The following is a 26,835-nucleotide window of genomic DNA, read 5'->3' on the forward strand; positions in this document are numbered from 1 at the left end:
CGGCGCGGCGACCACCGAGGACCAGATCAAGTACTCGTGGAACTACGCCCTGCTGGTATCCGAGGGCCCCTCCACCCGCTCGCTGGTGCCCGCGCCGATGCTGCGCGGCATGGCCGACGGCCGGCTGGTCCGGTTCGAGGAGATCACCCGCTGCCCGCTGGAGGTGCAGGACTCGCTGCTGTCCCTGCTCTCCGAGCGCGTGGTGGCGATCCCCGAACTGGACGGGCCGGAGGGGATGGTCTTCGCCAAGCAGGGCTTCAACGTGATCGCCACCGCCAACACCCGCGACCGCGGGGTGAACGAGATGAGCGCGGCGCTCAAGCGCCGGTTCAACTTCGAGACGGTCTTCCCGATCCCCGACCTGGACACCGAACTCGCCCTGGTGGAGGCCGAGTCCGCGCACCTGCTGCGCCGCTCCGGGGTGGCCGCCGCGCCCGACCGGGACCTGCTGGAGGTCCTCGTCACCACGTTCCGCGAGCTGCGGGCCGGTGAGGGCGGTGACCGCCTGTCCGCGGTGATGAGCACCGCGGAGGCGGTCTCGGTCGCCCACGCGGTCGGGCTGCGCGGCTGGTACCTGCGCGGCGAGGCCGGCAACGCGGCCGACCTGGTCGCCAGCCTGGCCGGCACCGCCGCCAAGGACAGTCCGGAGGACCTGGCCCGGCTGCGCCGCTACCTGGAGCAGCGGGTCCCGCGGCGGCGCGGCCCGCACTGGCACGCCGTGCACGAAGCCCGCCACCTGCTGGCCGGCTGATGCCCGCGGTCTTCCTCGGGGTCCGCCACCACTCCCCCGCCTGCGCCCGTCTGGTGGCGGACACCGTCCGACGGCTGCGGCCCGCGTACGTGCTCGTCGAAGGGCCGGCCGACCTCAACGGCCGCCTGGACGAGCTGGCCCTCGGCCACGAACTGCCGATCGCCGTGTTCAGCCACTACCGCGACGCCGAGCGCACCGCCACCACCTGGACGCCGCTGTGCGACTACTCGCCCGAGTGGGTGGCGCTGCGGGAGGGCCGGGCGGCCGGCGCGGAGGTGCTCTTCGTCGACCTGCCGTCCTGGCACCCGGCGTTCGAGCTGCGCGCCAACCGGTACGCCGACGCGGAGGCCCGGTACGCCGAGGCCACCGCCCGGCTGTGCTCGCGCTTCGGCACCGGCTCGGTGGACGCCCTGTGGGACGGCCTGTTCGAGGTGGCACCGGCGGACGGGCTCGCCGGGCGTCTGGACGCCTACTTCGACCTGGTCCGCGGGGACGCCGAGGCGGACGAGGGCGACCGGGCCCGCGAGGCGTACATGGCGGCCTGGATCCGCGCTGTCCTGGCCGAGGCGGGAACAGCGACCGTGCTGGTGGTCACCGGCGGCTTCCACACCCCCGCGCTCCGCACCCTCGCCGAGCGGCCCGCGGAGGTGCCCGGCCGGCCCGCGCTGCCGGCGCCGCGACCCGGCGCGGTGTCCGGCAGTTACCTGGTGCCCTACTCGTTCCGGCAGCTGGACGCCTTCGCCGGCTACCAGTCGGGCATGCCCTCGCCCGCCTACTACCAGCGGCTGTGGGAGGACGGCCCCGAGGCCGCCGCCGACCATCTGCGGCAGTCCGTGGTGTCGCGGCTGCGCGGGCGCCGCCACCCCGTCTCCACGGCCGACCTGGTCGCCGCCGCCGCGCTCACCGGCGGCCTGGCCGCGCTGCGCGGCCACCCGGTGCCGGCCCGTACCGACGTGCTCGACGGCCTGGCCGGCGCGCTGGTCAAGGACGACCTGACCCAGCCGCTGCCCTGGTCGGAGCGCACCCCGTTGGCGCCCGGCAGCCACCCGGTGGTGGTCGAGATGGTCGCCGCGTGCAGCGGCTCCCGCACCGGGCGGCTGCACCCCGGCACCCCGGCCCCGCCGCTGGTCCACGACACCGCCGCCCGGCTCGCCGCGATCGGGGCCACCGGCACCCGCCCGCTGACCTGCGAGCTCACCACCGAGGACGGTCTGACGGCCAGCCGGACCCTGCATCGGCTGCGCGTCCTCGGCGTGCCCGGCCGCCACCGCACCGCCGGACCCGCCCACGGCGCCGACCCGGTCACCACCGAACGCTGGGAAGCCGGGCCGGACACCGGCCGCGACGCCGCCCTGATCGAGGCGGGCGCGTACGGCGCCACCCTCGACGAGGCCGCCGCGACCGTCCTCGCCGAGCGGGCCCGTAGCACCGGGCCCACGGACACCGAACTCGCCGCCCTGCTCCTCGACACCGTGCTGTGCGGCGCCACCGCCCTCACCGACCGCCTCCTGACCGCGCTCACCGCCGTCCTCGCCCGCCACCCCGACCCGGGTGCCCTCGGCGCCGTCCTCGCCACCGCGCTCGGCCTGTGGCGGCACGACCGGGTGTACGGCACCGCCCGCAGCCCGCTGCTGGCCGCCGTCATCGACGGCGCGGTCGCCCGCGTCCTGTGGCTGGTCGAGGGCGCGCACGGCCGCTCCGGCACCGACCCGGCGCGCCTCGCGGCCCTCGCCGCCGTCCGCGACGCGCTGTGCCACGCCCCCGACCTGCTCACGGTCACCCCCGAGGACGCCGCCGCCCTCGCCCTCCGCATCGCCCGCGACCCGCACGCCCCCGCCGACCTGCGCGGCGGCGCCCACGGCCTCCACCTCGCCCTCACCCCCACGGCCGATCCCGACCTCGCCTCCGCCGCCCTGCACGCCGCGGGCGACCCCGGCGCGCTCGGCGACTGGCTGGCCGGCCTGTTCGCACTCGCCCGGGAGGAGGTCACCGCCGACGCGGGCGACGGCTCCCTGCTGGCCGCCGTGGACTCCGTCCTCGCCGAGCTCACCGACGCCGAGTTCCTCATCGCCCTCCCCGCCCTGCGCCAGGCCTTCGCCTGGTTCCCGCCGCGCGAGCGCGAGCGGATCGCCCGCCGTCTGATCGAGCGTCGCGGCCTGCGCGGCTCCGCCCGCGCCCTGCTCCGCACCACCGCCGACCCCGTGCACCTGGCCGCCGCCCGCGCCCTGGAGGAGAACGTGACCGCCCTGCTCGACCGCCACGGCCTGCGGAGTGCCCGGTGACCGCGCCCGAGCCGGCCCCCGCAACGGCACCCGACCCCGCCCTGGAGCGCTGGCGCCTGGTCCTCGGTTCCCCCGCCGAGCCCTGGACCGGCAGCCCGGGCGCCGACGGCGCCGCCCGCGACGCCGCCCTGGAGTGGCTGTACGGCCGCGACGAGGACCTCGACCGCCGCGGCATCCGCGCCGCCGGCGCGGAACCGTCCCGGGTCACCGCGGTCGACTGGCTGGACGACATCCACCGGCTCTTCCCGCGCGAGACGATCGAACGCCTGGAGCGCGACGCCGTCGAGCACTACGGCATCGACGAGATCGTCACCGACCCGACCGTCCTGGAACGGGTCGAGCCGAGCGCCGCCCTGCTGCGCGCCGTGCTCCGCACCAAGCACCTGATGAACGAGCAGCTGCTCGGCCAGGCCCGCCGCATCGTGGCCGCGGTGGTCCGGCAGCTGATGGAACGCCTCACCCCGGAGCTGCGCCAGGCGTTCACCGGCGCCCGGTCCGCCCGCCCGAGCCGCCGCCCGCTCGCCCGCGACTTCGACTTCCGCCGCACCGTCCGGGCCAATCTCGGCCGCTACCGTCCCGCCGAGCGGCGGATCCTGATCGAACGCCCGCACTTCCACTCCCGCACCCGCCGGCACCTGGAGCAGTGGCAGCTGATCCTGCTCGTCGACCAGTCCGGTTCCATGGTCGGCTCAGTGATCCACTCCGCGGTCACCGCGGCCTGCCTGTGGAGCCTTCCCGGCCTGAAGACCCATCTGGTCGCCTTCGACACCCAGGTGGTGGACCTCACCTCCGACGTCACCGACCCGGTGGAACTGCTGATGCGGGTCCAGCTCGGCGGCGGCACCGACATCGCCCGTGCCGTCGACTACGCGGCCGGTCTGGTGGAGAACCCGCGGCGCACCGTCCTCGCGGTGGTCAGCGACTTCTACGAGGGCGGCGACCGGTACCGGCTGCTGCGCACCGTCCGCTCGCTGACCGGGCAGGGCGCCACCGTGCTCGGACTCGCCGCACTGGACGAGGAGGCCGCCCCCGCGTACGACCGCGAGCTGGCCGGGCAGCTCGCGGACGCCGGCGCGCACGTGGGCGCGATGACGCCGGGGATGCTCGCCGAGTTCGTCGCCGAGCGGCTCGGCCGATGACCGCCGCGACGCGGGCCGATCTGCTCGCCCTGGACACCGACACGCTCGCCGCACTCGCCAATCGCGGCCTGGTGAAGCGCGCCGCCCGCGAAGTCGCCGCGGGCGACGGGCCGGTGCCCGACCTCGACCCGAACGGCACGCTTCGCGGCACCTGCCCGGACGGCAACTCCGTCGTCCTGCCGCCCGGCACCGGGCTGGACGGTGGCAGCTGCACCTGCGGCGCCCCGGGCGTGTGCCGCCACCGGATCGCCCTGGTCCTCGCCCACCAGTACGCCGCCGCCGACGCCCCCGCACCACCGGGTCCTCACCCCGGCCCCGCCACCCCCGCGCCCGCCCCCGCGTGGTCCCCCGGCGCGTTGGACGACGAGGCGCTGACCGCCGCCGTCGGCGCCCGCGCCGTGGCCGCCGCCCGCCGGACGCTGGAGCGCGGTTATGCCGCGCGGCTGCACCACGCGCGCCCGGACGATCCGCAGCCGGTCGCCGAACTGGCCGCCTGCACCGTCCGGTTCCCCGTCCCCGGCGAGCTGGGCTTCGCGGTGACCGACGCCGCGCAGGACCGCCGCGGCGAGATGATCGCCCTCGCGGTCTGGGCCTTCCGGGCCGCCGACGGCCGCCCGGCCGTCACGCTCGGCGGCCGTCCCGAGCCCGATGCGGGCATCCCGCCGGTCCTGGACGCCGCCCTCGGTCTCGCCCGCGAACTGCTGCTCGACGGCGCCGTGCACGCCGGGCCGGTCCTCACCGCCGACCTCCACCGGGTGCGCGAGGAACTCGCCGACCGTTCCCTGCACTGGCCGGCCGGCCTGGTCGCCGACCTGATCGGCCAGCTCGACGCGTACGCCGCCCGGTCCGCCGACCACCGGCCCGAGGAGCTGGCCCTGCTCCTGGCCGAGCTTCACGCCCGTCACCGCGCCGCCGCCCGCCCCGGCGCGTCCCGGTCGGAGGTCCTCGGTGTCCGGGAGACGGCCGAGACCCCGCTGCGCCGGATCCGCCTGACCGCGCTGGGCTGCCGGATCCGCGGCACCGCAACGACCCGGTCCGCCGAGGTCTACCTCGCCCACCCCGCCGCCGGCACCGTCCTGGTGCTCCGCCGCAGCTGGGACGTCCCGGCCGACGGCCGTCCGCCGACCGGGCACGCGCTGGCCGCCCGCCGGATCGCCGGCCACCGCCTCGACGCCCTCGCCGCCGGCAACGTGGTCAGCGAAAGCGCCGTCCGCAGCGCCGCCCGTGAACTCCGCCTCGGCCGCGGTCGGACCGCCGCCACCACCGTCACCCCGGTCGGCGGCTCCTGGACCGACCTGCCCGCCCCGCTGCTGCTCACCGACCTCGACGCCCACCTGCGCACCCTGGAGGGCCGGCCGCCGCGGCTGATCCGGCCCCGCATCGCCGCCGAGTCCCTGCACGTGGTGCGGCTCTCCGCCGTCGACGGGGTCCGGTACGACGCCGCCGAGCAGCGCCTGGAGGCCGCGGTCCGCGACGCCGCCGGCAACCCGGCCACCCTCGCCGCCACCTACGACCCGGCCTGCCCCGGCTCCCTCGACGCGCTCGCCGCGGCGCTCGGGTCCGGCGCCGTCACCCACGTCAGCGCCACCCTCCGACGGGCGGCGGGCCGCACCGTCCTGGAGCCCGCCGCACTCCTCGCGGGCGACACCGTCGTCGTCCCCGACCTCGCTCCCGGCACCGCGTCCACGGCCTTCGGCCCCGCCGCGCCACCGTCGGCCGACCCCGTCGCCGCCGACCTCGCCGAGGCGCTCGCCGCCCTCGCCGACACCGCCCACCGGGGCCTGCGCCACCCGGACGGCCCCACCCTCACCCGCCTGGACCGCACCGCCGCCCGGCTGAACCGCGGCGGCCTGGCCACCACCGCCGAGCTCCTGCGCGCCCTCGCCCACGCCCTGCGGGCGGGCGACCCGGACGCCGCCGCCCGCACCTGGTCGGACGCGGCCGTCCGGCTCGCCGTCACCGTCGAGGCACACCGGGAGACCACCGGCCGCCCCTGAGCACCTTCGCCGAGGGCGCCCCCGGGGTCCGCACCGGACTTCGCACTACCCCTGGGCCCTCCACAGCCTGCGAGTCGAATCGACCAGCCTCTCCCATGAGCGGAGAGGGCCGGCCACCGAAGGCCTGTGCGCTGTGCGGGCCCGGGGTCAGAGCCTGGCGTGGGTGCCGATGTCGGTGTGGAAGGCCTCGACCATGGCGGCCGTCACCGTCGGGCGGCTCGCGCCGATCGCGGCGAGGTGGTCCGCGGTGGTCGCCCCCGGTACGGCGTCGTCGCGCTCGAACGCGGTCTGCGCCGCCAGGCGTGCGGCGTGCTCGATGTCGGCGGGGGAGAAGTGCTCGCTCGCGGCCACCAGTGCGGGAACGTCCACGTCGAGGCGGTCGGTGCCGAGCGCGTAGCGCGACCAGATCGCGGCGCGGGCGTCCGGGTCGGGGGTGCCGATCGGGATGACGTAGTCGAACCGGCCGGTGCGCAGGAACGCCGGGTCGAGCGAGCGGACGGAGTTGGTCGCGCAGACCAGCAGTCGGCCGTCACGCCCGCGGAAACCGGGGATCAGCTTGAGCAGTTCGTTGGTCACGCCGTGCATCGTCCCCGTCCGGCCGGCCTCGCCGCGTACGGGGGCGATCTCCTCCACCTCGTCGATGAAGACCAGCACCCGCTCCAGCTCGCCGATCCGGGCGAAGGCGCTGCGCAGCGCGGCGGCGAGGTTGCCCTCGTCGGCGAGCCGGGAGGGCAGCAGTTCGACGAACGGCCAGCCCAGGCGGGAGGCGATGGCCCGGGCGAAGGTCGTCTTGCCGGTGCCGGGCGGCCCGAACAGGGTGATCGCGCGTGGCGGCCGGACCCCGTGCCGGGCCGCCCGCTCGGGCTCCGCGAGCGGCAGCACGACCCTGCGCTCGATCAGCTCCTTCTCGGCGGCCATTCCGGCCACCCGGTCCCACAGGTCGCCGCCCAGCACCCGCCCGCCGAGCTCGTCCAGCGTGCCGGCCGCGGAGCCCGCGGCGGGCTCGGTCTTCTCGAAGTACGCGGCGGCGGGCCGCCGTTCGTAGCCGGCGTTGTGCAGTCCCTCGCCGAGCAGTTCCTCCTCCGGCAGCACATAGGCGATCCGCCGCACGCGTGCCTCGACCAGCCGTCGCTCCAGTTCCCGCAGGAGCGCGCTGGCCAGGCCCCGCCCGCGCCAGGCCGGGGCGATCGCCACCCGCATCACCCACGCCCGCTCCCCCGCCACCTGCGCGAGCGCGGCACCGATCGGCGTACCGTCGTGCACCGCGACGACGGCGGGCTGGCGCGCGGTCAGCGCGGCGATGCACTCGGCGAGCGAGAACACGGACTCCTGCCCGAGCCCGGCGGTGCTGTCGATCAGGTGGACGACGGCAGCCAGGTCGTCCTCCCGATAGTCGTGGATCAGCCAGTTCACGTGCGTCGCTCCCTCGGGTCTCCGGTCGTGCGGGTCGCGGAGAACGTAGGCGCGCCGGGCCCGGCCCGTCGTGCGCCGCTCGGGACAACGCGGCGTGGACGAACCGTACGCGGCAGCGGGTTGCGCGCCGGGGCTCCGCGGCCCGTCGGTACTCGCACCCCGGCCGCTCGGGCCCGGGGACGCTCAGGATCCGCCGCTCCCCCGGCGGCACGCGACGCCCGACCCGGCCCCCTCCCCGTCCTACGCCGTGCGGCGCTCGACGCCGTCGAGCAGCAGGCCGAGCCCCAGCCGCGGACCCCGCGCCTTCCGGCGGCCTGACGATTCGTCAGACTTGCTTGAAGGGGCCTTGATTCAGCTCTTCGTGATCACCGGATCACGGACCGGGGAGGCCGTTTCCACCATCGGTGGAGGCGGCCTCTCCGGCCTCCCGGGCTCCCGGCCTCCCGGGCTCCCGGCCTCCCGGGCTCCCGGGGAGCCGCTCGCCCGCCCCGCTCACAGCCCCGGGATTCCGGCCCGCCGCACATGCAGTTCGGAACGGACGAGTTCGAGGAGCCGGCCCGTCCAGTTGCGGCCCCGGCCGGCGTTGTCGCCCCAGAAGTCCGAGGCCATGTCGTCGTAGATCACGGTGGCGTCGTCCGTCGCCAGCAGGATCTCGGCCAGCTCGGGATGCTGGTCGTACTTGGCGCGCAGCAGCCGCGTCATGACGGCGGTCCGGGCATGCTCCCAGCCCTCGCGACGAGGCGCCTCGGTCGCGAGCTTGCGCGCTGCGGCGGCGGTTTCCGCCGTCGCGATCGCGCTCCGGGCCTCGGGCTGGGCCGCCGACAGGGCCCAGTAGGCATGGGCGACGGAGGGGTAGGTCACGTCCGCCACGGTGATCGGGGCGGGGTAGTCGTTGCGCAGGCCGCGCTTGCCGGGGTCGGCCGGCGGCTCGTTCAGATGCCACTGGTAGAGCCGGACCGCCGGGGCGTGCGGGGCCGCCGGCCCGTCCGCCGGGACACGGGTGGGCCGCTCGGCCTGCCAGCGGGCCCGCTCCTCGAAGTACGCGAGGGCGCCGTCGTAGTCCTCCTGCGTGACCGTTCCGTCGAACGACAGGTAGGTCCGGCCGCCGGGTCCGGCCACCAGGATCCGCAGCGGCCGGTCCTTGCTGTCCATGTCGCCCAGGGCGTAGCGGCGCTGCGACTCCGGGACGGCCAGGAACGCGGCGCGGGCCGCGGCCCGGTTCTCCTCGGTCCGGTCGGCGAGGAAGGTGTCGACGGCGGCGAGGCAGCGGCCGGTCGAGTCGGGGCGCCCGTTCAACTGGTCGATGGTGTCGCGGATTTCGGCGACCAGCAGCTCGGGTGTCAGCCAGCTCTCCGGCTCGCCGAACTTCCAGTCCGCCAGGTCGTGCGCGGAGGCCTCCCCGCCCTCCGGGAGGGTGGTGGCCACCCAGCCGGTGCGCAGCTTCTCCTCGAACTCCTCGACCGTGACGAGTTCCCAGCAGTCGATGAGCCCGTCGGCGTAGATGAAGAGGTCGGTGAGGAAGTAGTGGCCGCCGTTGTGGATGAAGGCGTGCCGCCAGGTTCCGGGTATGCGGACGCCGTCCGCGGTGCGATGGGTGATCCGCTTGCCGATCATCCCGTGATTGTGTCGCGGTGGACGCCGAACGGCTCCCGGTTTTCCTCCGGGCCGGGTGGAGGCCGGGTCGGCGACCGCAGCCCCGCGCGGGCGACGCGGGTCGGCGTCGGGCTGGCGGGTCGGCGTCGGGCCGGGGCCGCGACGGCCGCGGGCCGGTCGTCGTCGCCGTGCCAGGTGGGCCGGCCGAGCAGGCGGGGGCGCTCGATGACCCAGGCGCGGGTGTCGGTGCCGATCTCGGCGGTGATCAGGTCCTCCAGCAGGGTGCTGTAGCGGGCGACCAGTTCGCGGTGGGCCGGGTCGGCGGCGAGGTTGCACGTCTCGGTGGGGTCCTCGGCGCGGTGAGTTCCCCCCTCCCTCCGGACGGGACCGACGGCGAGGAGGGGATCCCCGGGACGGCCCGACCGGCGAAGGAGCCCCGCCGGGGAATCCGGCGGGGCTCCTTCCTTTCCACGGTGGTCCCGTGCGGCCCAGTGGTCCTTTCCGGTCCCCGGGGGGGTGCGCGACGGCCGGCGGCTGCCTCAGCCCGCGGTGCCGACGAGGCCCGCGGTGCCGGTGAGACTTGCCGTGCCGGTGAGGCCCGCGGTTCCGGCGAGGCCGGTGAGGCGTTCCGCGACTGCCGGCGGGCTCGGCATGGCCGCGATCTCGGCGCTGACCTCTCGCGCGGCCCGGCTGAGCCCGGTGTCGGTGAGCAGCCGGGTGAGCAGGGCCGGGCCGATGTCCTCGGCGGCGGCGCGGAGGCCGGCGCCCCGGTCCCGTACCGCGTCCGCGTTGATGAAGCGGTCGGACCCGTCGGGGAGGACGAGCTGCGGGATGCCCGCGTCCAGTGCGCCGAGGGCGGTGCTGCTGCCGCCGTGGTGGATGGCGGCCGCGCAGGTCTCCAGCAGCGCCCGCCACGGGACCCAGCCGTAGGCGCGGACGTTGTCCGGCAGGGTGTCGAGCGTGCTGAGGTCGAGGTCCCCGGTCGCCAGCACGAACTCCGCGTCGATGTCGGCGGCCGCCTCGATCACCCGCTCGATCCTGGTCAGGCCGTCCGTCTTGGGCGGAACGGTGCCCAGCGTCACCGCCACGCGCGGGCGGTGGGCGGGCACGGCCAGGTCGGCGGGGAGGTCGCCTTCGCCGTTGTAGGCGACGGGCCGCATCGAGCAGCCGTACCGCTCGTCCCCGGCCATGCTCGGTGGCGCGAGGTCGATGACCTCCGCCGGCTCGGGCAGCCGGTCGATTCCGTGCCGGGCGAAGGTGTCCGCCATCTCCGCGAGCATCAGCGCGCGCAGCTTCGGGGTGCGGACGAACCCGAGGTCGTGCTGGACCGCGGGCACGCCGAGGCGGGTCGCCGCGAGCAGGGCCACCGGGAACTGGTAGTCGTACACCACCAGGTCCGGCCGCCACCGCGCGGCGAGCTCGACCACGTCGTCGGCCACCCGGTTGTTGACGAGGGCGGCCAGCGGGACGAACGCCTCGCGATCGGCCGAATTGCTCTCGACCACCCGCTGCATCAGGTCGGGCCGCTGGGTGCGGCCGGCCTCCCTGATCACCTTGCGCCAGTCGAGCCCCGGCGCGATGGGCAGGTACGGCAGACCGGCCCCGGCGACGTCTTCGCCACCGTCCATCGAGGCCATCGCGACCTCGTGGCCGAGCTCGTGCATCGCCCTGGCCAGCGGGACCAGCGGGAAGAGGTGGCCGATGCCGGGTACGCCGGCGAACAGTACACGCATGGAGGAACCTCGCTCGGAGGGATGGGAGTTGGGGATGAGGGAGGTGGCGGGGTTCAGGAGGCGGCCCGGTGCAGGGCGGCTTCCATGCCGTTCAGCACGGCGTTGCAGTCGCGCTGCAGGGTGGCGGCGTCGACGGCGCTCAGCAGGTAGACCCCGAGCCAGTTGCGCGACCCCGCGGACGGGTCGAAGGCGGGGACCGTCCGGCCCGCGGGCATCGCGAAGGCGGGTACGGCCTCGATGGTGCTGCCCGGGGAGAGCAGGCTCTGCCAGTCCACGGCCTGCGGGTTCCAGACCGGGCTGCTCCGCCAGGGCGCTCCCGACGCGTCGGCCGGGACGACGGCCAGCGACGCGGCGGCCCTGACCCCGTCGGTGAGCATGGCCGCCGGGTAGTCCACCCGCTCGCCGAGCAGCTGCCGGACCAGCATGCCGATCGGGTCGAGCCCGAAGACCTCGTGGACCTGCCTGGTCGTCAGCAGGCCGCCGAACCTGGCCGCGGTCTCGATGACCACCAGCTCGCCGTCCTTCATCAGCTTCAGCTCGGTGTGGGTGCCGCAGTTCTCCAGCCCGAGCGCGTCGACGGCCTGCCGCGACACCTCCTCGATCCGGCGTTGCAGCGGCACCGGCAGGACGGAGGGCGAGGTGCTGGCCACCTCGACGAAGGACGGCACGGTCGGCAGCTTGGCGGTCATGGCCAGCGGACGGTAGACGCCGTCCGCGACGATCCCCTCCACGCTCACGTAGTCGCCGTAGCCGGGCTCCTGGTACCAGCCCTCGGTGGAGCCCTGGGCGATCGTCTCGACCAGGCGGTCCCGGTCGGTGTCCTCGGCGTACAGCTCGTTCATGCCGACCTGGCTGCCCGCCCGCAGTCCGCTCTCGATCCCGGCCCATGCCGGGGCGGCCTCCTCGACCGAGTCCAGCACGATCTGGGCGACCGACCCGGCACCCCAGGCCGGCTTGAGCAGCAGCGGGGCTTCGAGTTCGGCCAGTGCGGAGGTCAGGTCCCCGAGGCTGTCGACCCGGCGGAACGCGGGTATCGGCACCCCGGCGGCGGCCCAGGCCTCCCGCATCAGCCGCTTGTCCCTGGCACGGACGATCCCCTCCCCCGGACCGGCCAGGTGGAGCCGGCTCGCGGCGTGCGCGACGGCCAGGACCGCGAACTCCGAGAGGGTCAGCAGCGCGTCGGCTCCGATGGCCTTCGCGTACTCCACGATCAGCTCGACCAGTTCGTCGCCGCGCGGCGCCTCGGGCACCAGCTCGATGCTGGTACAGCTGGGCCGCCACACGTCCTCCCCGGACGTGGGCAGCGGCGCGAGTGCGAGGACGTGCAGCTCGCCGCAGGCGGCGATCCGCGGGAAGGCGTACTCCAGCGGGGCGCCGCCCTTGACGTAGACGTACAGGATCTTGTTCAACGTACTTACTCCTGAAGGAAGTTCAATCGTTGGCGGGCGTGCCGGAGCCACGCCGCACCGGCCCGCGGCAGGTCGGCCCGCGGCGCGTCGGCTCATGACACGCCGGGCCGCGGCACGCCGGGCCTTGGCCGGTGCGGCGCGGTGCGGCGCTCCGGCAGCGTCAGCCGGCGGTGCGGAAGGGGCGCAGCTGCAGCAGGCTGACCCGGTCGCCCTCGATCGCCCACTCGATGTCGACCGGGGCCCCGTACGTCTCGTCGGGCGAGAAGTGCGACTGCAACAGCCTGCTGATCAGGGCCAGTCGGCGCACGAGGTCCTTGGTCGCGGCATCCAGGTCGGTGGCGGCGGTGCCCAGCGAGACCGTCCGGCTTCCGCCCTCCATGGTGTTGCACAGGTACTGGAGCGGGGCGCCCCGACCGGTCACCACGTCGGCCACCGAGCGCGGCGAGATGTTGAGGTAGACGTCGCGGAAGTCCTGCGGGCTGAGCGGGTTGCAGGTGACCAGGACGCCGCCGACGGTGGATCCGACCTGCTCCTGGACGACCACGCCCATCCGGCAGTGGTCCAGGGCGATGCCCGCCTGGCGCCGCAGCAGCACCGCGCGCGGCGAGAACAGCGAGGCCCAGACCTCCCGGACGGCGTCGAGGACCGCGCCCGTGCCGCTGACGTGCGCCACCGATTCGTAGAGTCCGGCGGCGGAGAAGCCGGACAGGTCCTCGGCGTTGGAAGAGCTGCGGACGACCTGGACGGTGGCGCCGTACAGGTGGCGGTCGATCGCCCGGTCGACCTCGGCGCGGATCGGGTCGGGCAGCGGGGTGCCGCGGATCAGCCGCTGCACGTCGAGGCAGAGTTCCTCGATCCGCGACGTCTCCGCGTGGAGCGACGTCCGGCGCGAAGTCCCCTCCCGGGGTGACGTCCCGCCCTGGCGCGAAGTCCCCTCCTGGGGTGAAGTTCCCTCCTGGAGAAGGGAGTCCAGCCGGTCGACGGCGTCCCGGAGCTCCGCCGAGGAGTCGAGGAAGCGCTGCTGGAGGGAGAACGGCAGCACGATCCCGCGCGGCACCTCGGCGTACTCCTTCACCAGGAGCTGCGCGGCGGCGTTCAGCTCGGCCCCGTCCGCGTCCTCCGGGAGGCCGAGTTGCCGGGCCAGGTAGCGCAGCAGGTCGGCCCGGGGCGGCCGGGGCACCTGGTAGAAGCCGAGCCAGCGGGGAGAGCCGTGCTGCAGCAGGTGGGTGAGTTCACCGAGGTTGGCGGCCTTGGTGCCGAACCGGACGTGGTCCCCCGCGCGCAGGTCGGACAGCGGGGTGATCGGCGTGGGCGTGAGGTCGGGCCGGTCGACGACGATGTGATCGGCCGGCGGAGTCGGCCGGACTCCCCCGTGGCCCTCGTGGCCCTCATGGCCCCCGTCGCCGTCGTGGTCCCCCGGCCGGGCGGCCTCCAGGAGGAGGTCCCCGCCCTCGGCCTCGACCCGGTAGCGCACCCACCGGCCGTCCAGCCCGTCGCGGTCGATCCGTTCGACGGCGCCGATGCCGACGGCGTTGGGGATCCGCCACCCGGCGGCCATCACGTTGATGTGGGAGAGCGGCGTGGTGTGCTCGGTGTGGATGATGCCGGACACCCGGGGGATGTCCTCCGGCACCCGGGGCATCACCACGATGTCGTGCCACTCCAGCGGTTCGGCCTCGGCCCGGTACTCCTCCTCCGAGCGGAACACCCGCAGCCGCCCGTGGGCCTCCCCGGGGTTCAGCGGCACGAACGAGGCCACGGAATAGAGCTCATGGGACAGGACGCGCGGAATCTCGTTCTCCGGAATTCCGGCGAGGTAGCCCTCCTGCTGGTGGCCGGCCGGCTTCAGGACCAGCCGCAGCGAAGGATCGACGTGCTCGCGCACCCGGTGATAGAAGAAGCGCAGCATGTCCTGGGACATGGTGTCGACGTCGACCGTTTCCAGGGACAGGAAATCCTCGGCCTCGTGGCCGCTTTCCGTGGACCGGCCGGCGCGGCCGGTATGGCGGGCGAGCGTGCCGAGATAGAAGCGGCGGTCGGGATTCCGGTAGACGTCGTCGTTGAACGAATCGAGCCTGCCGGCGAGTTCGTCGATCGACATGCCGAGGATCTCGCACGCGATGTAGCGGACATGGAGAGTGCCGTCGGCACTGTCGATGAAGTGAAGCACCGACTCGTCGCAGTCGAGCACGATCTTCACATAGGGATAGCCGCCGACCTGGCCGGCGAGCTCGGAGAACTCCTCAAGGGTGAGCTTTTCGTCTAAGAAGCGGGGCCGCGTGGTCGCGTCGTTGCGATCCGAACGGGTCATGCGCACAGAGTTCAGCCATTCGTCATCGTGTACACGATCCGTGCACACCTGTTGCAGAAGGGTCGGGTACGACCACGCCCACACTGCCATTCGGTATGAACGTTTGACGAATGATCATGCGACATCTGGCCATCATGCATCGATCCGGCCATAAGAATCCGTCAAGGAAGCCACGGCTCCGCATAAAGCTGTGGCAAAGGTCACAGCACGGGACGGCGGGCACGTGACGGGCAATCGGGGATTTCCGGAAGTGTTGATTCCTGAACGACTGTACGACCTCGGAGGGCTGCGCACTCGCCCACCTCACCCGTCGGCAATGCCGACAAGTGGATCGAATCATTCCTCCGAATTCCGGGCTTCCCCACCGCGCCGAATGTCCGCCGTTCCGGACGGGACGCCGCATTCGTCAACCGAGCGTGCGGTCCAGGTTGAACGCGGCGCTGATCAGCGCGAGATGGGTGAAGGCCTGCGGGAAGTTGCCGAGCTGCTCACCGGTCGGCCCGATCTCCTCGGCGTACAGGCCGAGGTGGTTGGCATAGGTGAGCATCTTCTCGAAGGCCAGCCGGGCCTCCTCCACGCGTCCGGCGCGGGCGAGGGCCTCGACGTACCAGAACGAGCAGATCGAGAAGGTGCCCTCGGCCCCGCGCAGACCGTCCGGGCTGGCCTCCGGGTCGTAGCGGTAGACCAGCGAGTCGGAGACGAGTTCCGCACTCAGCGCGTCCAGGGTCGCCAGCCACTTGGGGTCGCTCGGCGAGATGAACTTGGCCAGCGGCATCATCAGCACGGAGGCGTCGAGGACGTCGCCGCCCAGGCTCTGGGCGAACGCCCTGCGGTCGGCCGACCAGCCGCGTCGCATGATCTGCCGGTAGATCGCGTCCCGGCTCCGCTGCCAGCGCGGGAGGTCCGCCGGCAGCCCGCGCCGGTTCGCCAACCGGATGGCCCGCTCGATCGCCACCCAGCACATCAGCCGTGAGTAGAGGAAGTCCTTCCGGCCGCCCCGGGTCTCCCAGACGCCTTCGTCGGGCTGGTCCCAGTGGTCGCAGAGCCAGTCCACCACGGCACCGACCTCGTCCCAGTGATCGCTGCTGATCGGCTGCCCCCACTTGTCGTACAGGTAGACGGAGTCGATCAGCGCTCCGTAGATGTCCAGCTGGAGCTGGCCGGTGGCCGCGTTCCCCACCCGCACCGGGGCGGAGCCCAGGTGTCCCTCCAGGTGGGACAGCTCGCGCTCGGGCAGGTCGCTGCGCCCGTCGATCCCGTACATGATCTGCAGCGGTCCCGTGGCGCCGGCGCCGCCCCGCAGGATGCCCCGGTCGGAGAGGAAGCCCATGAAGGCCTCGGCCTCCGCGGTGAAGCCCAGCCGGAGCATGGCGTAGACGCAGAAGGCCGCGTCCCGGACCCACACGTACCGGTAGTCCCAGTTGCGCTCGCCGCCGATCCGCTCGGGCAGGCTCGTCGTCGGCGCGGCCACGATCGCACCGGTCGGCGCGTAGGTGAGCAGTTTCAGCACCAGCGCGGAGCGGTGCACCATCTCACGCCACCGCCCGTGGTAGCGGGACCCGGCCAGCCAGCGGCGCCAGAACCGCACCGTCGCCTCGAACTGCTCCTCCGCCTCCGCCCGGGGACACGCCCGCGGGGCCAGGTCGCCGCCGACCCGGTCGAGGGCGAACACCGCCGACTCGCCTTCGAGGAGCTTGAAGTGCGACCACACGTCCACGCCCTCGCGTTCGAGCGGCACGGTGGCCGTCAGCGCGAGCGCCATCGAGGGGGACTCGAAGACGGCCTCGTGGGCCCGGACACTCACGGTGTGCGGTTCGGATCCGTAGTCGAAGCGGGGAGCCACCCGCGCCCGGAACGGAAGCGTTCCCCGGGCACAGACCACCCGCCGGATCAGCCGGTGCCGACCGGCCTCGCGCGACTCGTCCACGACCGGCATGAAGTCCTGGATCTCCGCCACCCCGTCGGTGGCGAAGAACCGGGTGATCAGGACGTTGGTGTCGGGGAAGTAGAACTGCCGGGTGCGCGTCGGCACATCGGCGGCCAGCTCGAACGACCCGCCCCGGTCGGCATCGAGGATGGACGCGAAGACGCTGGGGGCGTCGAAACGCGGGCAGCAGTACCAGTCGATCGTGCCGTCGGTCCCCACCAGCGCGGCGGACCGGAGATCGCCGATCAGGCCGTGCTCGGCGATCGGCAGATAACGCGAGCCGTCCGCCGGCCCGAATCCGGTGCCCTGCAGTGCCATACCGGCCTCCCTACCGCCGCGGCGTGGACGCCGGGCAGAGCCGTGCCCGTTGCCCGTGGAACACCGTCGTCGCGGACCTTGTTCCGGCTCACCCTGCGTATCGGGGGCAGGAACGGCCACGGGCCGACCCGCAGGGTGCCCCGAACGCAGGGGTCCGCTCACGCAGGGGTCCGCTCACGCAGGGTCGGTGAACACCGCGAGGGCGGCGTCCCGGACGTCCGGCCGCGGGTGGCGGCGCAGCGCGTGCAGCACCTCCCGCCACTCGGCGGGCCAGCCGAGCTGCGCCCCCGTGTTCGTCAGTGCGACGGCGAACAGGCCGGGCGCGAGTCCGTCGTCGGCGGCCAGTCGGCGGGCGGCCGCCAGCGCGTGCTCCGGTGCCTCCCGTCGTCCGTTGCCCTGGCGGTTCAGTGCGTCGGCGGCGGCCACCGCCAGCACCGGACGGTCGGCGACCAGGACGGCCAGCTCGGCGACGCGCTCGCCCAGGTCCGGTGCGTCGAGGTCGAGCGCCTCGACCAGTCGGCGGGTGGCCTCGGGCAGCAGCGCGGGTTCGGTGAGCAGAATCGCGGCGACCTCCCGCCGGGTGGCGCGGACGGCCCGCGCCGTGGCGTTCGGGCTCCACATCCAGCCGGTGAGCGCGTCGATCCGCCGCCGGGCCGGCTGGTCGCGGCCGGGAAGCGCCGGTTCCCCGGCACGCAGGGTCTCGATCAGGGCGGTCAGGACGTCCGCCAGGACGCTGCCCGGCGCGCAGCCGCCGAGCGGGTGCGGGGCGTCCGACAGTGCCATTCCGGTCAGCGCGCGGGCCGCTCCCTGGCAGCGGTCCTGCTCGGCGAGGTCGGTCACCAGCGGGACGAGCGCCCGCACCGCCTCCGGCGCGTACCGGCCCCAGGAGACGAGCTGCCCTTGCGCGGGTGAGGCGGTGAGGAGGTCGGCGTCGACCGCCAGCCGGGCCATCAGACCGGCGAACGCCGGTCGGTGCTCCGCGGCTGTCCGTTCCCCGCTCAGGTGCAGGACCAGTGCGTTCCGCAGTCCGTCCGGCCCGTCGGCCGCGTCGGTGAGCACGTCCCACAGCGGCAGGTCGGCGATCCGGTCACCGACCGTCGCCAGCACCGCGGCGCGGACGTCGTGGTGCTGCCCCGGCGCGGTGTACACCTCGCGCAGCAGGGCGGCCGCCTCGTCCAGGACCAGGTGCGCGGCGGCGAGCCGGACGGCCTGCTTGCGGCTGGTCACCTTCGCCGCCGGATCGAGCGCGATCCGCCGCAGCGCGGGGCCCAGTTCGGAGCTCCCCGCGAACCGGGCGGCGCGGCCGGCCGCGTGGAGGGCGACCCGGGCGCGGTCGTCGGCGGCGTGGGAGAGCAGTTCGGGCAGCGCCCCGGCGGGGCGCTCGGTCCAGGGCAGCGCGGCGAGCGCGGCCTCGGCGAGGACGGTCTCGGCGGAGTCCGCGTACCGGCGCAGCAGGGCCTCGCCGTGGACGGGGATCCGGGCCGCGGCGCGCAGGGCGGCGGCGCGCTCGGCCAGGGCCCGGGTGGGGTCGCCGACCGTACGGGCGAGCCGTTCGGCGGCCGCGTGCTGCTGTGCGGGGAGCCAGCGGTCCGCGTCGACCAGGTCGGTCGCGGTCAAGGGGGTGTCGAGCAGGGGCCCGAGCAGATCGGTGCGGATCCGGGTCAGGACGGCCCGCACCGGGGCCAGGGTGACGGCCGACGGCCTGAGCGCGAGCAGCCGGGCCGCGCGTTCGCCGCCGGTGGCGGGGTCGCGCAGCAGCGGTGCGGCGGCCCGTTCGACGGCACGGTCGCCGCCCGAGTGCAGGACGCGCTCCAGCAGTTCGGCGAGGGCGGGAGCACGTCGCGCCCGGTCGCCGAGCGTCCCGGCCAGCGCGAGCAGCAGTGCGGCGTCGCGGGATCGGGCCGAGCGTTCCAGCGCGGCCCACAGCGCGTCGACCACCGCCGCCTCGCGCCGGGGCGGGACGGTGAGGCCGGCGCCGTCGGTCCGTTCGAGGGTGCGGACGGCCCAGGCGAGCAGTTCGCGGGCCGGCCCGCCCACGTGCTCGCCGAGGACGGCGCCGGCGAGGCGGCCGAGTGCGGTGCGCGTGCGCGCCGAACAGTCCCGGGCGGCCAGGGCGTCGTCGGTGAGCCGCTCCAGCGGGCCGGCGGTGGCGTCGTCGAAGAGCCGCGGCGGCACTGCCGCGACCTCCTCCAGCGCCGTGCCGCGGACCGGGTCCTGCTCGTTGCGCAGTCGGGTGAGCAGTTCGAGCGCCTCGGGCAGGGCGCCCGGTTCGCCGGAGAGTGCGGCCTGCCGGACCAGTTGTGCCCAGGCCCAGCCCCGGTCCCAGGCGTCGGCCACGCGGGTCTCGGCCAGCAGCCTCGGCCGGGCCTCGGCGACCGGCAGCAGGACGAGCGGGACGACGTCCTCGCTGTCCGCCGCCAGCTGGGCCCGCGCCCGCACGTGCCGCTCCTTCGCGGGCAGCACGGCGAGGACGTCGACGGAGTACCAGGAGCGGTACGGGCCGGGCTGCGCCGCCACCTCGTCGTAGAAGGCGGCCCGCCGGGCCGGGGGCAGCTGCCGCAGCAGCGCGAGGTGGCTCTCGTGGTGGCGGTGCGCGAGCGCGGCGAGTCCGTCCGGCCGGGCCGCGGCCAGCCGACGGGCCACGCCGGCGCGCAGCGGCGGCTCGTGGCGGTGCCGGTCGATCGCGAGCAGCAGGCGGACGGTCCGCCCGGCGGAGACGGCGGCGAGGCCAGCGAGCCGGTCGCGCAGCGGGCCGGGCAGGCCGGCCTCGGGGTGGCGCTCCAGCAGCTCCAGCATCCGGGCCGGTTCGCGGCCGGCGGCGGCGGCCAGGCCGAGGGCGTGCCGCTGCCAGAAGGTGCGCCTCAAGCCGTACGGCAGGTCGGCGAGTTGACGCTCGGCCTCGTCCAGCACCGCGCCCGGGTGGCGGTGTCCGAGCGAGGTGGAGAAGGCGATCGCGTGGGCCAGCGCGGGCAGTTCGGCGGCGACGGCCTCGGCCGAGCAGACCGGCAGCAGCCGGGCCGCCTCGGCGGCGCCCCAGCGCTCGCGGACGACCGGCACCAGCCGCTCGGCCACCGCTGTGCGCCCGGCCCGCAGGACGGCGCGGGCCAGCTCGTCGCGGACCGCCTTCGGGGCGCTGAGCATCGCGGCCTCAAGGTCGCCGTCCGGGAACGGCAGCTCCCCGATCGCCCGGTGCGCGTAGCGCCGCACGACGGGGTCGGGGTCGTCGATCCGGTCGATCAGATGGCGCGCCCGCCGTCCGGCGAGGGCGGCCAGCGCGGCGAGTCGGCGTTCGTACGGGCCACGGCCGTCCAGCTCGGCGAGCAGGGCCGTCAGGTCGGAGGGGGCGAGGGCGGCGGCGGTACGGGCCACCTCGCGCAGCCGGAGCGGGTGGGGCAGTGGTTCGACGGCGGCGAGCAGCCGGTCGGCAGTCAGGTGAGGCATCGGCGCCGATTGTGCCCGACGGGCGCGGCCCGGGCATCCGGTTTTTCACGGCGGTGCGCCGGCCGGCGGCCCGGGCCGGGCCGGGTTCAGGCCGGCCCGGGTCCGGGTCGGTTCGGCGGGGTTCGGCTCGGTCCGGGGCTGCATGCCGACGGGCGTCCGGTCATTCCGGCTCGGTCGGCAGGGTCCGGGCGAGCCACTCCCGGACGGCCTTCGCCGTCGTGCTCACGTGTTCGTCGAGGATGGAGTAGTGGTCGCCCGGTACGTCGCCGGCGCGCAGGTGCAGGGTCGGGACGGCCGGCTCCGGCTCCTGGCGGTCGAGGAAGATGCGGGCGTAGGCGCCCATGGCGGCGAGGGCGGGCTCGTCGAGCCTGGTGGCGCTGCGGACGGCCAGTTCGGCGAGTCGGCCCTCGTCGCGGACGGGGAGGGTGTCGAGCAGGACCACCGCCTCGGCGCCGACGCGTTCCGCGACGGCTTGGGCGACCAGCCCGCCGGTGGAGCGGCCCAGGAGCACGACCGGGCGGTCGAGTCGCCCGATCGAGGCGGCGTGGGTCCGGACGAGGCTCTCCACGTCCTCGGGGACGGGACCGCCGTCGTACCCCGGGTGCGGGAGCAGCCACAGGCCGGGCAGGTGCCGGGCGAGGAGGGCGTACTCCCCGGGGGGAGAGGTGAGGGCGGGGAAGCAGACGACGGCCGGGCCTTCGCCGGCGCTGAGCCGCTGCGGGGCGACGGACGGGAGGGTCGCCGCCGACGGCAGCGCCCAGGAGGCGGAGACGAGCAGGTGCATGGCCTCCCGGGGCCGGCCCAGCTCGCACAGTTTGCGGTACAGGAAGGTGAGCGTCCCCGGGGCCGGCGGTGGGCGCAGCTGCTCGGCGAGGGCCCTCGGCGTGGCGGCGTCGAACACCACCGTGGCGGGGAGGCGCAGGCCGGTCCGTTCCTCCAGTCGGTTGCGCAGTTCGATGGAGGTCAGCGAGTCGAAGCCGAGGTCGGGGATCGGGGTGTCCGGGTCCACGTCCGGGTAGCTGAGGACGGCGGCGACCTCGGCGCGCACCATCTCCAGCGTGCTGGCCGGCGGGGTCGGTTCCGGTGTGCTCCGCGGTTCCGGACGGTGCGGGTGGTGGGGCTGGTTGGGGTAGGTGGGCTCGGTCGGACCGTTCGGGTGGTCGAAGGCGATCGGTACCAGGACGGGTTCGTCGGTGCCCAGTGCCGCCTCCAGGAGTGCCAGGCCCTCGGCTGGCGCGAGGGGCAGCAGGCCGGCGGCGGCCGTCCGGTCGGCCATCATGCCGATCGTCCAGGGTCCCCAGGCCAGGGAGAGCGCGGGGAGTCCCAACCGCCGCCGGTGGCGGGCGAGTTCGTCGAGAGAGCTGTTGGCCGCCGCGTAGTTGGCCTGCCCGGCGTGGCCGAGCACACCGGCCGCCGAGGAGAACAGCACGAAGGCGTCCAGGTCCCGCTGTGCGGTCAACTCGTGCAGCTGCCAGGCGGCTTCGGCCTTGGGGCGCCACACCGTCGCCAGGCGGGCCGGGGTCATCGACGTCAGGATGCCGTCGTCGAGCACTCCGGCGGTGTGCACGACGGCCCGCAGGTCCTCGATGGAGTCGACCAGTGCGGTCAGCGCCGCCCGGTCGGTGACGTCCAGGCGTGTCTCGCCACTGCGGCCGGCGACGACGACGCGCACTCCCCTGCCCCTCAGGTGCTCGGCGACCGCCCGGCCCAGTGCGCCGCCCCCGGTGACCAGGACGGTGCCGCGCCAGGTGAAGGTGCCGCCCGGCACGGGGACCAGGTTCGCGCGTTCGGCCACCATGTCGGTCTGCCCGTCGCCGATTTCGGCCAGGGTGAACCGGCCCGGGTGCTCCGTCTGCGCGACCCGCACCAGGCCGGCCACCGCCGCGCCCGCCGGATCTCCCGGCCGTACCAGGACGGTGAGGTGCTCGTGGTCGGCCTGCAGTTCCCGCAGTGCGAGCGCCAGGGCGGCGGGGGCGTCGCCGGGCCGCACCTCGTGGACCCGACCGCGCGGCCGGCCCGGGGTCCGCTGCCACTCCGGGCGGAACAGCGCGCCCCGGCCGGACCCCGGCACGAGGTGGCCGGTCGAGCGGGTACCGATCGGACGGGTGTCGGCCGGACCGGTTCCGGAGGGACGGGTGTCGGCCGGACCGGTTCCGGAGGGACGGGTGTCGGCCGGACCGGTTCCGGAGGGACGGGTGTCGGCCGAAGGGGTACTCGTCGAACGGGGTCCGAGCGCGCGCACGGTGAGTGATTCGACGCAGGCCACCGGCCGGCCCTCCTGGTCGGCGACGGCGATCCGCCCGTCGCGGATGCGGACCCGCAGCCCCGTGGCCCCCCGCGCCAGCAGGTGCACCCCGCGCAGGGCGAACGGCACTCCCCCGCCGAGCAGCCGCGCCGGGTGCAGCGCCGCGTCGAGCAGGGCGGGGTGGAGCGCGAAGCGCCCCGCGTCCGGGAAGTCCCCGCGCACCTCGCCGAAGAGCTCGTCACCGCGGCGCCACACCCTGGACAGCCCGCGGAACGCCGGTCCGTACTCGGCGTGGTCGACGTCGAGCTCCTCGGCGTCCGGCGGGGGCCACGGGCCGATGTCCACCGGCGGCGCGGGGCGGGAGTCCAGCCGGCCGCTGGCACAGAGGACGCCGTTCGCGTGCACCTCGAACGGCCGTACGCCGTCGGTCCCGGGACGTACGACGATCTCGGCGCGCCGAGTCTCCGGCAGGCGCATCACCGTGTGCAGGACCAGGTCGTCGACGGTGCCGCAGCCGGCCCGCTCCCCCGCGTACAGCACCAGTTCCAGGATCGCCGTGGCGGGCACGACCGCCGTTCCGTCGACGACGTGGTCGAGCAGCCACCCGGGGGTGAGGTCGGCGGTGCACACCACCTCCCCGGAACCGGGCACGACGACGGTCGACTCGATCAGGGGGTGCTCGGCGGCGCGGTCGAGCCAGTAGCGCCGGCGCTGGAAGGCGCGGGTGCCCCGCAGCCGGGCCGCCGTCCGCTCGGGGTCGGTGGTGGGGATGACGCCCTCGATGCCCTCGATGCCCTCGGCGCCCTCCCTGTCCCCGACGCCCGGGCCCAGGTCGACGAGGGTGACGCCGTCGACCGCGGCCACCTGCTCGGCGAGGCCGACCGTCTCGTGCCGGCGCCGCACCCAGTGCTCCGGATCGTCCGGGCGGGCGCCGATGACCGGAACGAGCGGCGGGCGGTACGTCAGGCTGCGTGCCGTCTCCGCGAACTCCTCCGGCCCACGGGCGGCGAGCAGCCTCGCCGCGTCGGGCAGGGACAGGACGCCGGCCACGTGAGCCGCCGCGATCTGCCCGGCGCCGTGCCCGATCAGCGCGTCCGGGCGGTACCCCCAGGACTCCAACAGGCGGAACAGCGCCACCTCGTGGGCGAACAGGGCCGCCCCGGCGAGGTCCGTCCGGTGCGCCGGGTCCGGTGTCGTGTTCAGCACCGGATCCAGCTGGGCGCGCACCTCCTCGAACGCGGCGGCGAACACCGGGTACTCGGCCGCCAGGTCCCGGGTCGTCCCGCGCCGCCGCGCCCCCTGCCCGGGGAACAGGAACGCCACGCGCAGCTGCTCGTACTCCTCGACGATCACATGCGCGTTGGTCCCCGAGATCCCGAAGGCCGACACCGCGGCCCGGCGCGGACGGTTCTGCGTCGGCCGGGACGCCGACCGGGACGCCGATCGGCCCACCGAGCGGGACGCCGGCCGGCCCGTCGGCCAGGGCGTCGGCTCGGTGACCAGCCGGACGGCCCCGGCGGACCAGTCGACGTGCGGGCTGGGCTCGTCGACGTGCAGCGTGGCGGGCACGGTGCGGTGCCGCATCGCCATCACGGTCTTGATCACGCCGGCGACCCCGGCCGCCGCCTGGGTGTGCCCGAGGTTGGACTTGACCGTACCGACCAGGAGCGGCGCCGACCGGTCCCGGTCCTGGCCGTAGGTGGCGAGCAGCGCGGCCGCCTCGATCGGGTCGCCCAGGGCGGTGCCGGTTCCGTGGGCCTCGACCACGTCCACGTCGGCGCCGGTCAGCCCGGCATCGGCCAGCGCCTGCTGGATCACGGCCGCCTGCGCGGGGCCGCTGGGCGCCGTGAGGCCGTTCGACGCCCCGTCCTGGTTGACCGCGGAGCCGCGCAGCAGGGCCAGGATCGGGTGACCGTTGCGCAGCGCGTCGGACACCCGCTCCAGGACCAGCAGTCCCACCCCCTCCGACCAGGCGGTGCCGTCGGCGGCGGCGGAGAACGGCTTGACCCGTCCGTCCGGGGCCAGGCCGCGCTGCCGGCTGAACACGACGAAGCTGTCCGGCGTGGCCATGACGGTCGCGCCGCCCGCCAGGGCCAGGTCGCACCGGCCGTCGCGCAGGGAGTCCGCCGCGAGGTGCATGGCGACCAGCGAGGAGGAGCAGGCGGTGTCCAGGGTGAGCGCCGGGCCGTGCAGGCCCAGGTTGTAGGCGATCCGCCCCGAGGCCACGCTGCCCGCGGCGCCCAGGGCGAGCTGGGCCTGGAGCTGGTGGGCGCTGCCCCGGAAGCGGCCGGCGTAGTCGTTGTACATCAGGCCGACGAAGACGCCGGTGTTGCTGCCGCGCAGCGATTCGGGCGCGATGCCCGTCCGTTCGAACGCCTCCCAGGCCGTCTCCAGCAGCAGTCGCTGCTGCGGGTCGGTGGCCAGGGCCTCGCGCGGCGACATGCGGAAGAACGCCGCGTCGAAGTCGGCCGCGTCCTTGAGGAAGCCGCCGCGGGTGACGTAGCTGGTGCCGATGTGGTCGGGGTCGGGGTGGAACAGGTCGTCCAGGGGCCAGCCCCGGTCGGTGGGGAACTCCGTGATCGTGTCCCGGCCGGCGGCGACCACGCGCCAGAGGTCCTCGGGGCTGCTGATCCCGCCGGGGTAGCGGCAGGCCATGCCCACGATCGCGACCGGCTCGGTGGCCGTGGCCCTGCGGGCGGGCGGTGGCGGGCCGGCGGCCGCGCCCGTGAGGTAGTCGGCCACCGCGCGGGGCGTGGGGTGGTCGAACACCAGGGACGGCGGCAGGGCGACGCCCAGGTCCGCACCCAGCCGGTCCCGCAGTCGTACGGTGCCGAGCGAGTCCAGACCGGCTTCGGCGAACGGCTGGTCCGCCCCGGGTGGCCGGCCGGTGATCCCCGCGGTCTCCCGTCGGACCACGTCGAGCAGGTACTGGTGGCGGAGCCGCCGCCGCGCCGGTTTGCCCGAGGAGGTCTGCGGGATCCGGCTGACGGCGCGGATCTCCTGCGGCACCCGGTGCGGTGGCAGCAGGCCGCGGCAGAAGGCCAGGAGCGCCGCCGGATCGGCGTCACCCACCACGTAGGCGACCGGCACCTCGCCGAGCACCGCGTCGGGCTCTCCCGCCACGGCCACGTCCCGGACGCCGGGGCAGCGGGCCACGATCTGCTCGATCTCGGCCGGGTGGACGTTCTCGCCGCCCCGGATGATCACGTCGCTCGCCCGCCCGGTCACCACCAGCCGGCCGTCCTCCTCGTGGCCGAGGTCCCCGGTCGCGTGCCACCCGTCGGCGCCGGGCATCCGCAACCGGAGCTCACCGTCGACGAACCGGGTGTCGATTCCGGGCAGCACGACGCCGTCGACGGCGATCTTTCCGGACGCCTCGGTGCTGCCGTAGCCGTCGTGCAGCTCACGCCCGAACGTCCGGCGGAACCGGGCCCGCAGCTCCTCCGGCAGCGGGGCGCCGGCGGACAGGCAGCGCGGCGGCAGCGGCGCCCCGGCGTCCAGGAGCTGGGTGAAGACCGTCGGGACGCCGCCCAGGGCCGTGAACGGCGTCCGGCGCAGCAGGGCGGCCGCCCGGTCCGCGGTGAAACGGTCCATCACGTAGGCGCTCGCGCCCAGGGCCAGCACGCCCACCACGCACATCGAGTGCCCGAACGCGTGGAACAGCGGCAGCGGCCAGAGCAGGTGGTCGTCGCCGGACATGCCCAGCAGTCCCCGGTAGGCGAGATCGGCCGACCGCAGCCAGGGCCCCTGCGCCGACAGCACGCCCTTCGGGTCCCCGCCGGTCCCCGACGTGTAGTGCAGCCAGGCGGGCTCGTCCGCTCCGAGGTCGTCCCGTGGCGGCGTACGGGTGGCCCCGAGCAGCTCGTCGACGGTCACCACCCGGGCTCCGGCCACCCGCCGGACCCGCGCCAGGTGCTCGCGGTCGGTGACCACCACCTCGGCGCCGCTGTCCTCCACCCGGAACCGGAGGTCGTCCTCGCCGCTTCGCGGGTCGAGCAGGACGCCGACGGCGGCCGCGCGGGCGACGCCGAGGGTGGCCGCGACGGCGGGCACCCCGCCGGACAGGCACAGCGCCACCCGGCCGCCGCGACCGACCCGCAGGTTGCCGGCCACCCGGGCGGTGCGGCGGGCGAGTTCGCCGTAGTCCACCGTGCCGTCGGCATCGGCGAAGGCGGCCCTGGCCCCGCGCTCCGCTGCGTGACGGAGGATCAGTTCATGCACCTTGCACCCCTGCGGTCGGTCACGTGGCCACTCCGTCACGCGGTAACCCGGTGAC

Annotated in this window: 12 protein-coding genes; 4 read left to right on the forward strand and 8 right to left on the reverse strand. The window is 75.3% G+C overall.

Annotation, left to right across the window (positions count from 1 at the left end; translation table 11 throughout):
• From ACWGKU_RS21345 to ACWGKU_RS21360, 4 genes are all read left to right on the forward strand, one after another.
• Positions 1 to 751: AAA family ATPase (locus ACWGKU_RS21345; protein WP_452191516.1), on the forward strand; the 751-nt coding region annotated here is incomplete at its 5' end.
• Positions 751 to 3,033, forward strand: a complete 2,283-nt coding sequence (locus tag ACWGKU_RS21350) for a DUF5682 family protein (protein WP_401047412.1) — start codon at positions 751 to 753, stop codon at positions 3,031 to 3,033. The genes ACWGKU_RS21345 and ACWGKU_RS21350, both read left to right, overlap by 1 nt.
• Positions 3,030 to 4,172 carry a VWA domain-containing protein gene (locus tag ACWGKU_RS21355; RefSeq protein WP_401047415.1) on the forward strand — a complete coding sequence of 381 codons (1,143 nt, stop codon included), beginning with the start codon at positions 3,030 to 3,032 and terminating at the stop codon, positions 4,170 to 4,172. Before ACWGKU_RS21350 ends, ACWGKU_RS21355 begins: the two co-directional genes overlap by 4 nt.
• Positions 4,169 to 6,169: a hypothetical protein gene (locus ACWGKU_RS21360; RefSeq protein WP_401047417.1), complete on the forward strand. Its 2,001-nt coding sequence runs from the start codon at positions 4,169 to 4,171 to the stop codon at positions 6,167 to 6,169. Before ACWGKU_RS21355 ends, ACWGKU_RS21360 begins: the two co-directional genes overlap by 4 nt.
• Before the next feature lie 147 nt (positions 6,170 to 6,316).
• On the opposite strand, the gene ACWGKU_RS21365 is transcribed toward ACWGKU_RS21360, so the two are convergent.
• The 8 genes from ACWGKU_RS21365 to ACWGKU_RS21400 form a co-directional block, all read right to left on the reverse strand.
• Positions 6,317 to 7,582 carry an ATP-binding protein gene (locus tag ACWGKU_RS21365; RefSeq protein WP_401047419.1) on the reverse strand — a complete coding sequence of 422 codons (1,266 nt, stop codon included), beginning with the start codon at positions 7,580 to 7,582 and terminating at the stop codon, positions 6,317 to 6,319.
• A gap of 492 nt (positions 7,583 to 8,074) precedes the next feature.
• Positions 8,075 to 9,196 carry an NADAR family protein gene (locus ACWGKU_RS21370; RefSeq protein ID WP_401047422.1) on the reverse strand — a complete coding sequence of 374 codons (1,122 nt, stop codon included), beginning with the start codon at positions 9,194 to 9,196 and terminating at the stop codon, positions 8,075 to 8,077.
• A gap of 518 nt (positions 9,197 to 9,714) precedes the next feature.
• Positions 9,715 to 10,908, reverse strand: coding sequence for a nucleotide disphospho-sugar-binding domain-containing protein (locus ACWGKU_RS21375; RefSeq protein ID WP_401053952.1), 1,194 nt, complete (start codon positions 10,906 to 10,908; stop codon positions 9,715 to 9,717).
• A gap of 53 nt (positions 10,909 to 10,961) precedes the next feature.
• A complete protein-coding gene (locus tag ACWGKU_RS21380; protein ID WP_401053954.1) occupies positions 10,962 to 12,317 on the reverse strand; it encodes an ATP-grasp domain-containing protein in 1,356 nt (451 codons plus the stop codon).
• Between the two features lie 160 nt (positions 12,318 to 12,477).
• Positions 12,478 to 14,628 (reverse strand): PEP/pyruvate-binding domain-containing protein, encoded by a 2,151-nt coding sequence (locus ACWGKU_RS21385; protein WP_452179887.1) that lies wholly within the window; start codon positions 14,626 to 14,628, stop codon positions 12,478 to 12,480.
• 406 nt (positions 14,629 to 15,034) lie between these two features.
• A complete protein-coding gene (locus ACWGKU_RS21390; protein WP_401049728.1) occupies positions 15,035 to 16,873 on the reverse strand; it encodes a glycoside hydrolase family 15 protein in 1,839 nt (612 codons plus the stop codon).
• A gap of 174 nt (positions 16,874 to 17,047) precedes the next feature.
• Entirely contained in the window at positions 17,048 to 20,314 is a 3,267-nt protein-coding gene (locus tag ACWGKU_RS21395) for a hypothetical protein (RefSeq protein WP_401049729.1), read from the reverse strand.
• A 160-nt stretch (positions 20,315 to 20,474) separates the two neighbouring features.
• On the reverse strand, positions 20,475 to 26,780 hold the full coding sequence (locus tag ACWGKU_RS21400) for a beta-ketoacyl synthase N-terminal-like domain-containing protein (protein ID WP_452179888.1): 6,306 nt from the start codon (positions 26,778 to 26,780) through the stop codon (positions 20,475 to 20,477).
• Positions 26,781 to 26,835: the final 55 nt, after the last annotated feature.

The organism is Kitasatospora sp. NPDC054768, assembly GCF_053612025.1.

Coding starts and splice junctions, on each gene's coding strand:
- ACWGKU_RS21360 (WP_401047417.1), top strand. CDS start 4,169: ATGACCGCCGCGACGCGGGCCGATCTGCTCGCCCTGGACACCGACACG.
- ACWGKU_RS21390 (WP_401049728.1), bottom strand. CDS start 16,873: ATGGCACTGCAGGGCACCGGATTCGGGCCGGCGGACGGCTCGCGTTAT.
- ACWGKU_RS21350 (WP_401047412.1), top strand. CDS start 751: ATGCCCGCGGTCTTCCTCGGGGTCCGCCACCACTCCCCCGCCTGCGCC.
- ACWGKU_RS21395 (WP_401049729.1), bottom strand. CDS start 20,314: ATGCCTCACCTGACTGCCGACCGGCTGCTCGCCGCCGTCGAACCACTG.
- ACWGKU_RS21375 (WP_401053952.1), bottom strand. CDS start 10,908: ATGCGTGTACTGTTCGCCGGCGTACCCGGCATCGGCCACCTCTTCCCG.
- ACWGKU_RS21385 (WP_452179887.1), bottom strand. CDS start 14,628: ATGACCCGTTCGGATCGCAACGACGCGACCACGCGGCCCCGCTTCTTA.
- ACWGKU_RS21370 (WP_401047422.1), bottom strand. CDS start 9,196: ATGATCGGCAAGCGGATCACCCATCGCACCGCGGACGGCGTCCGCATA.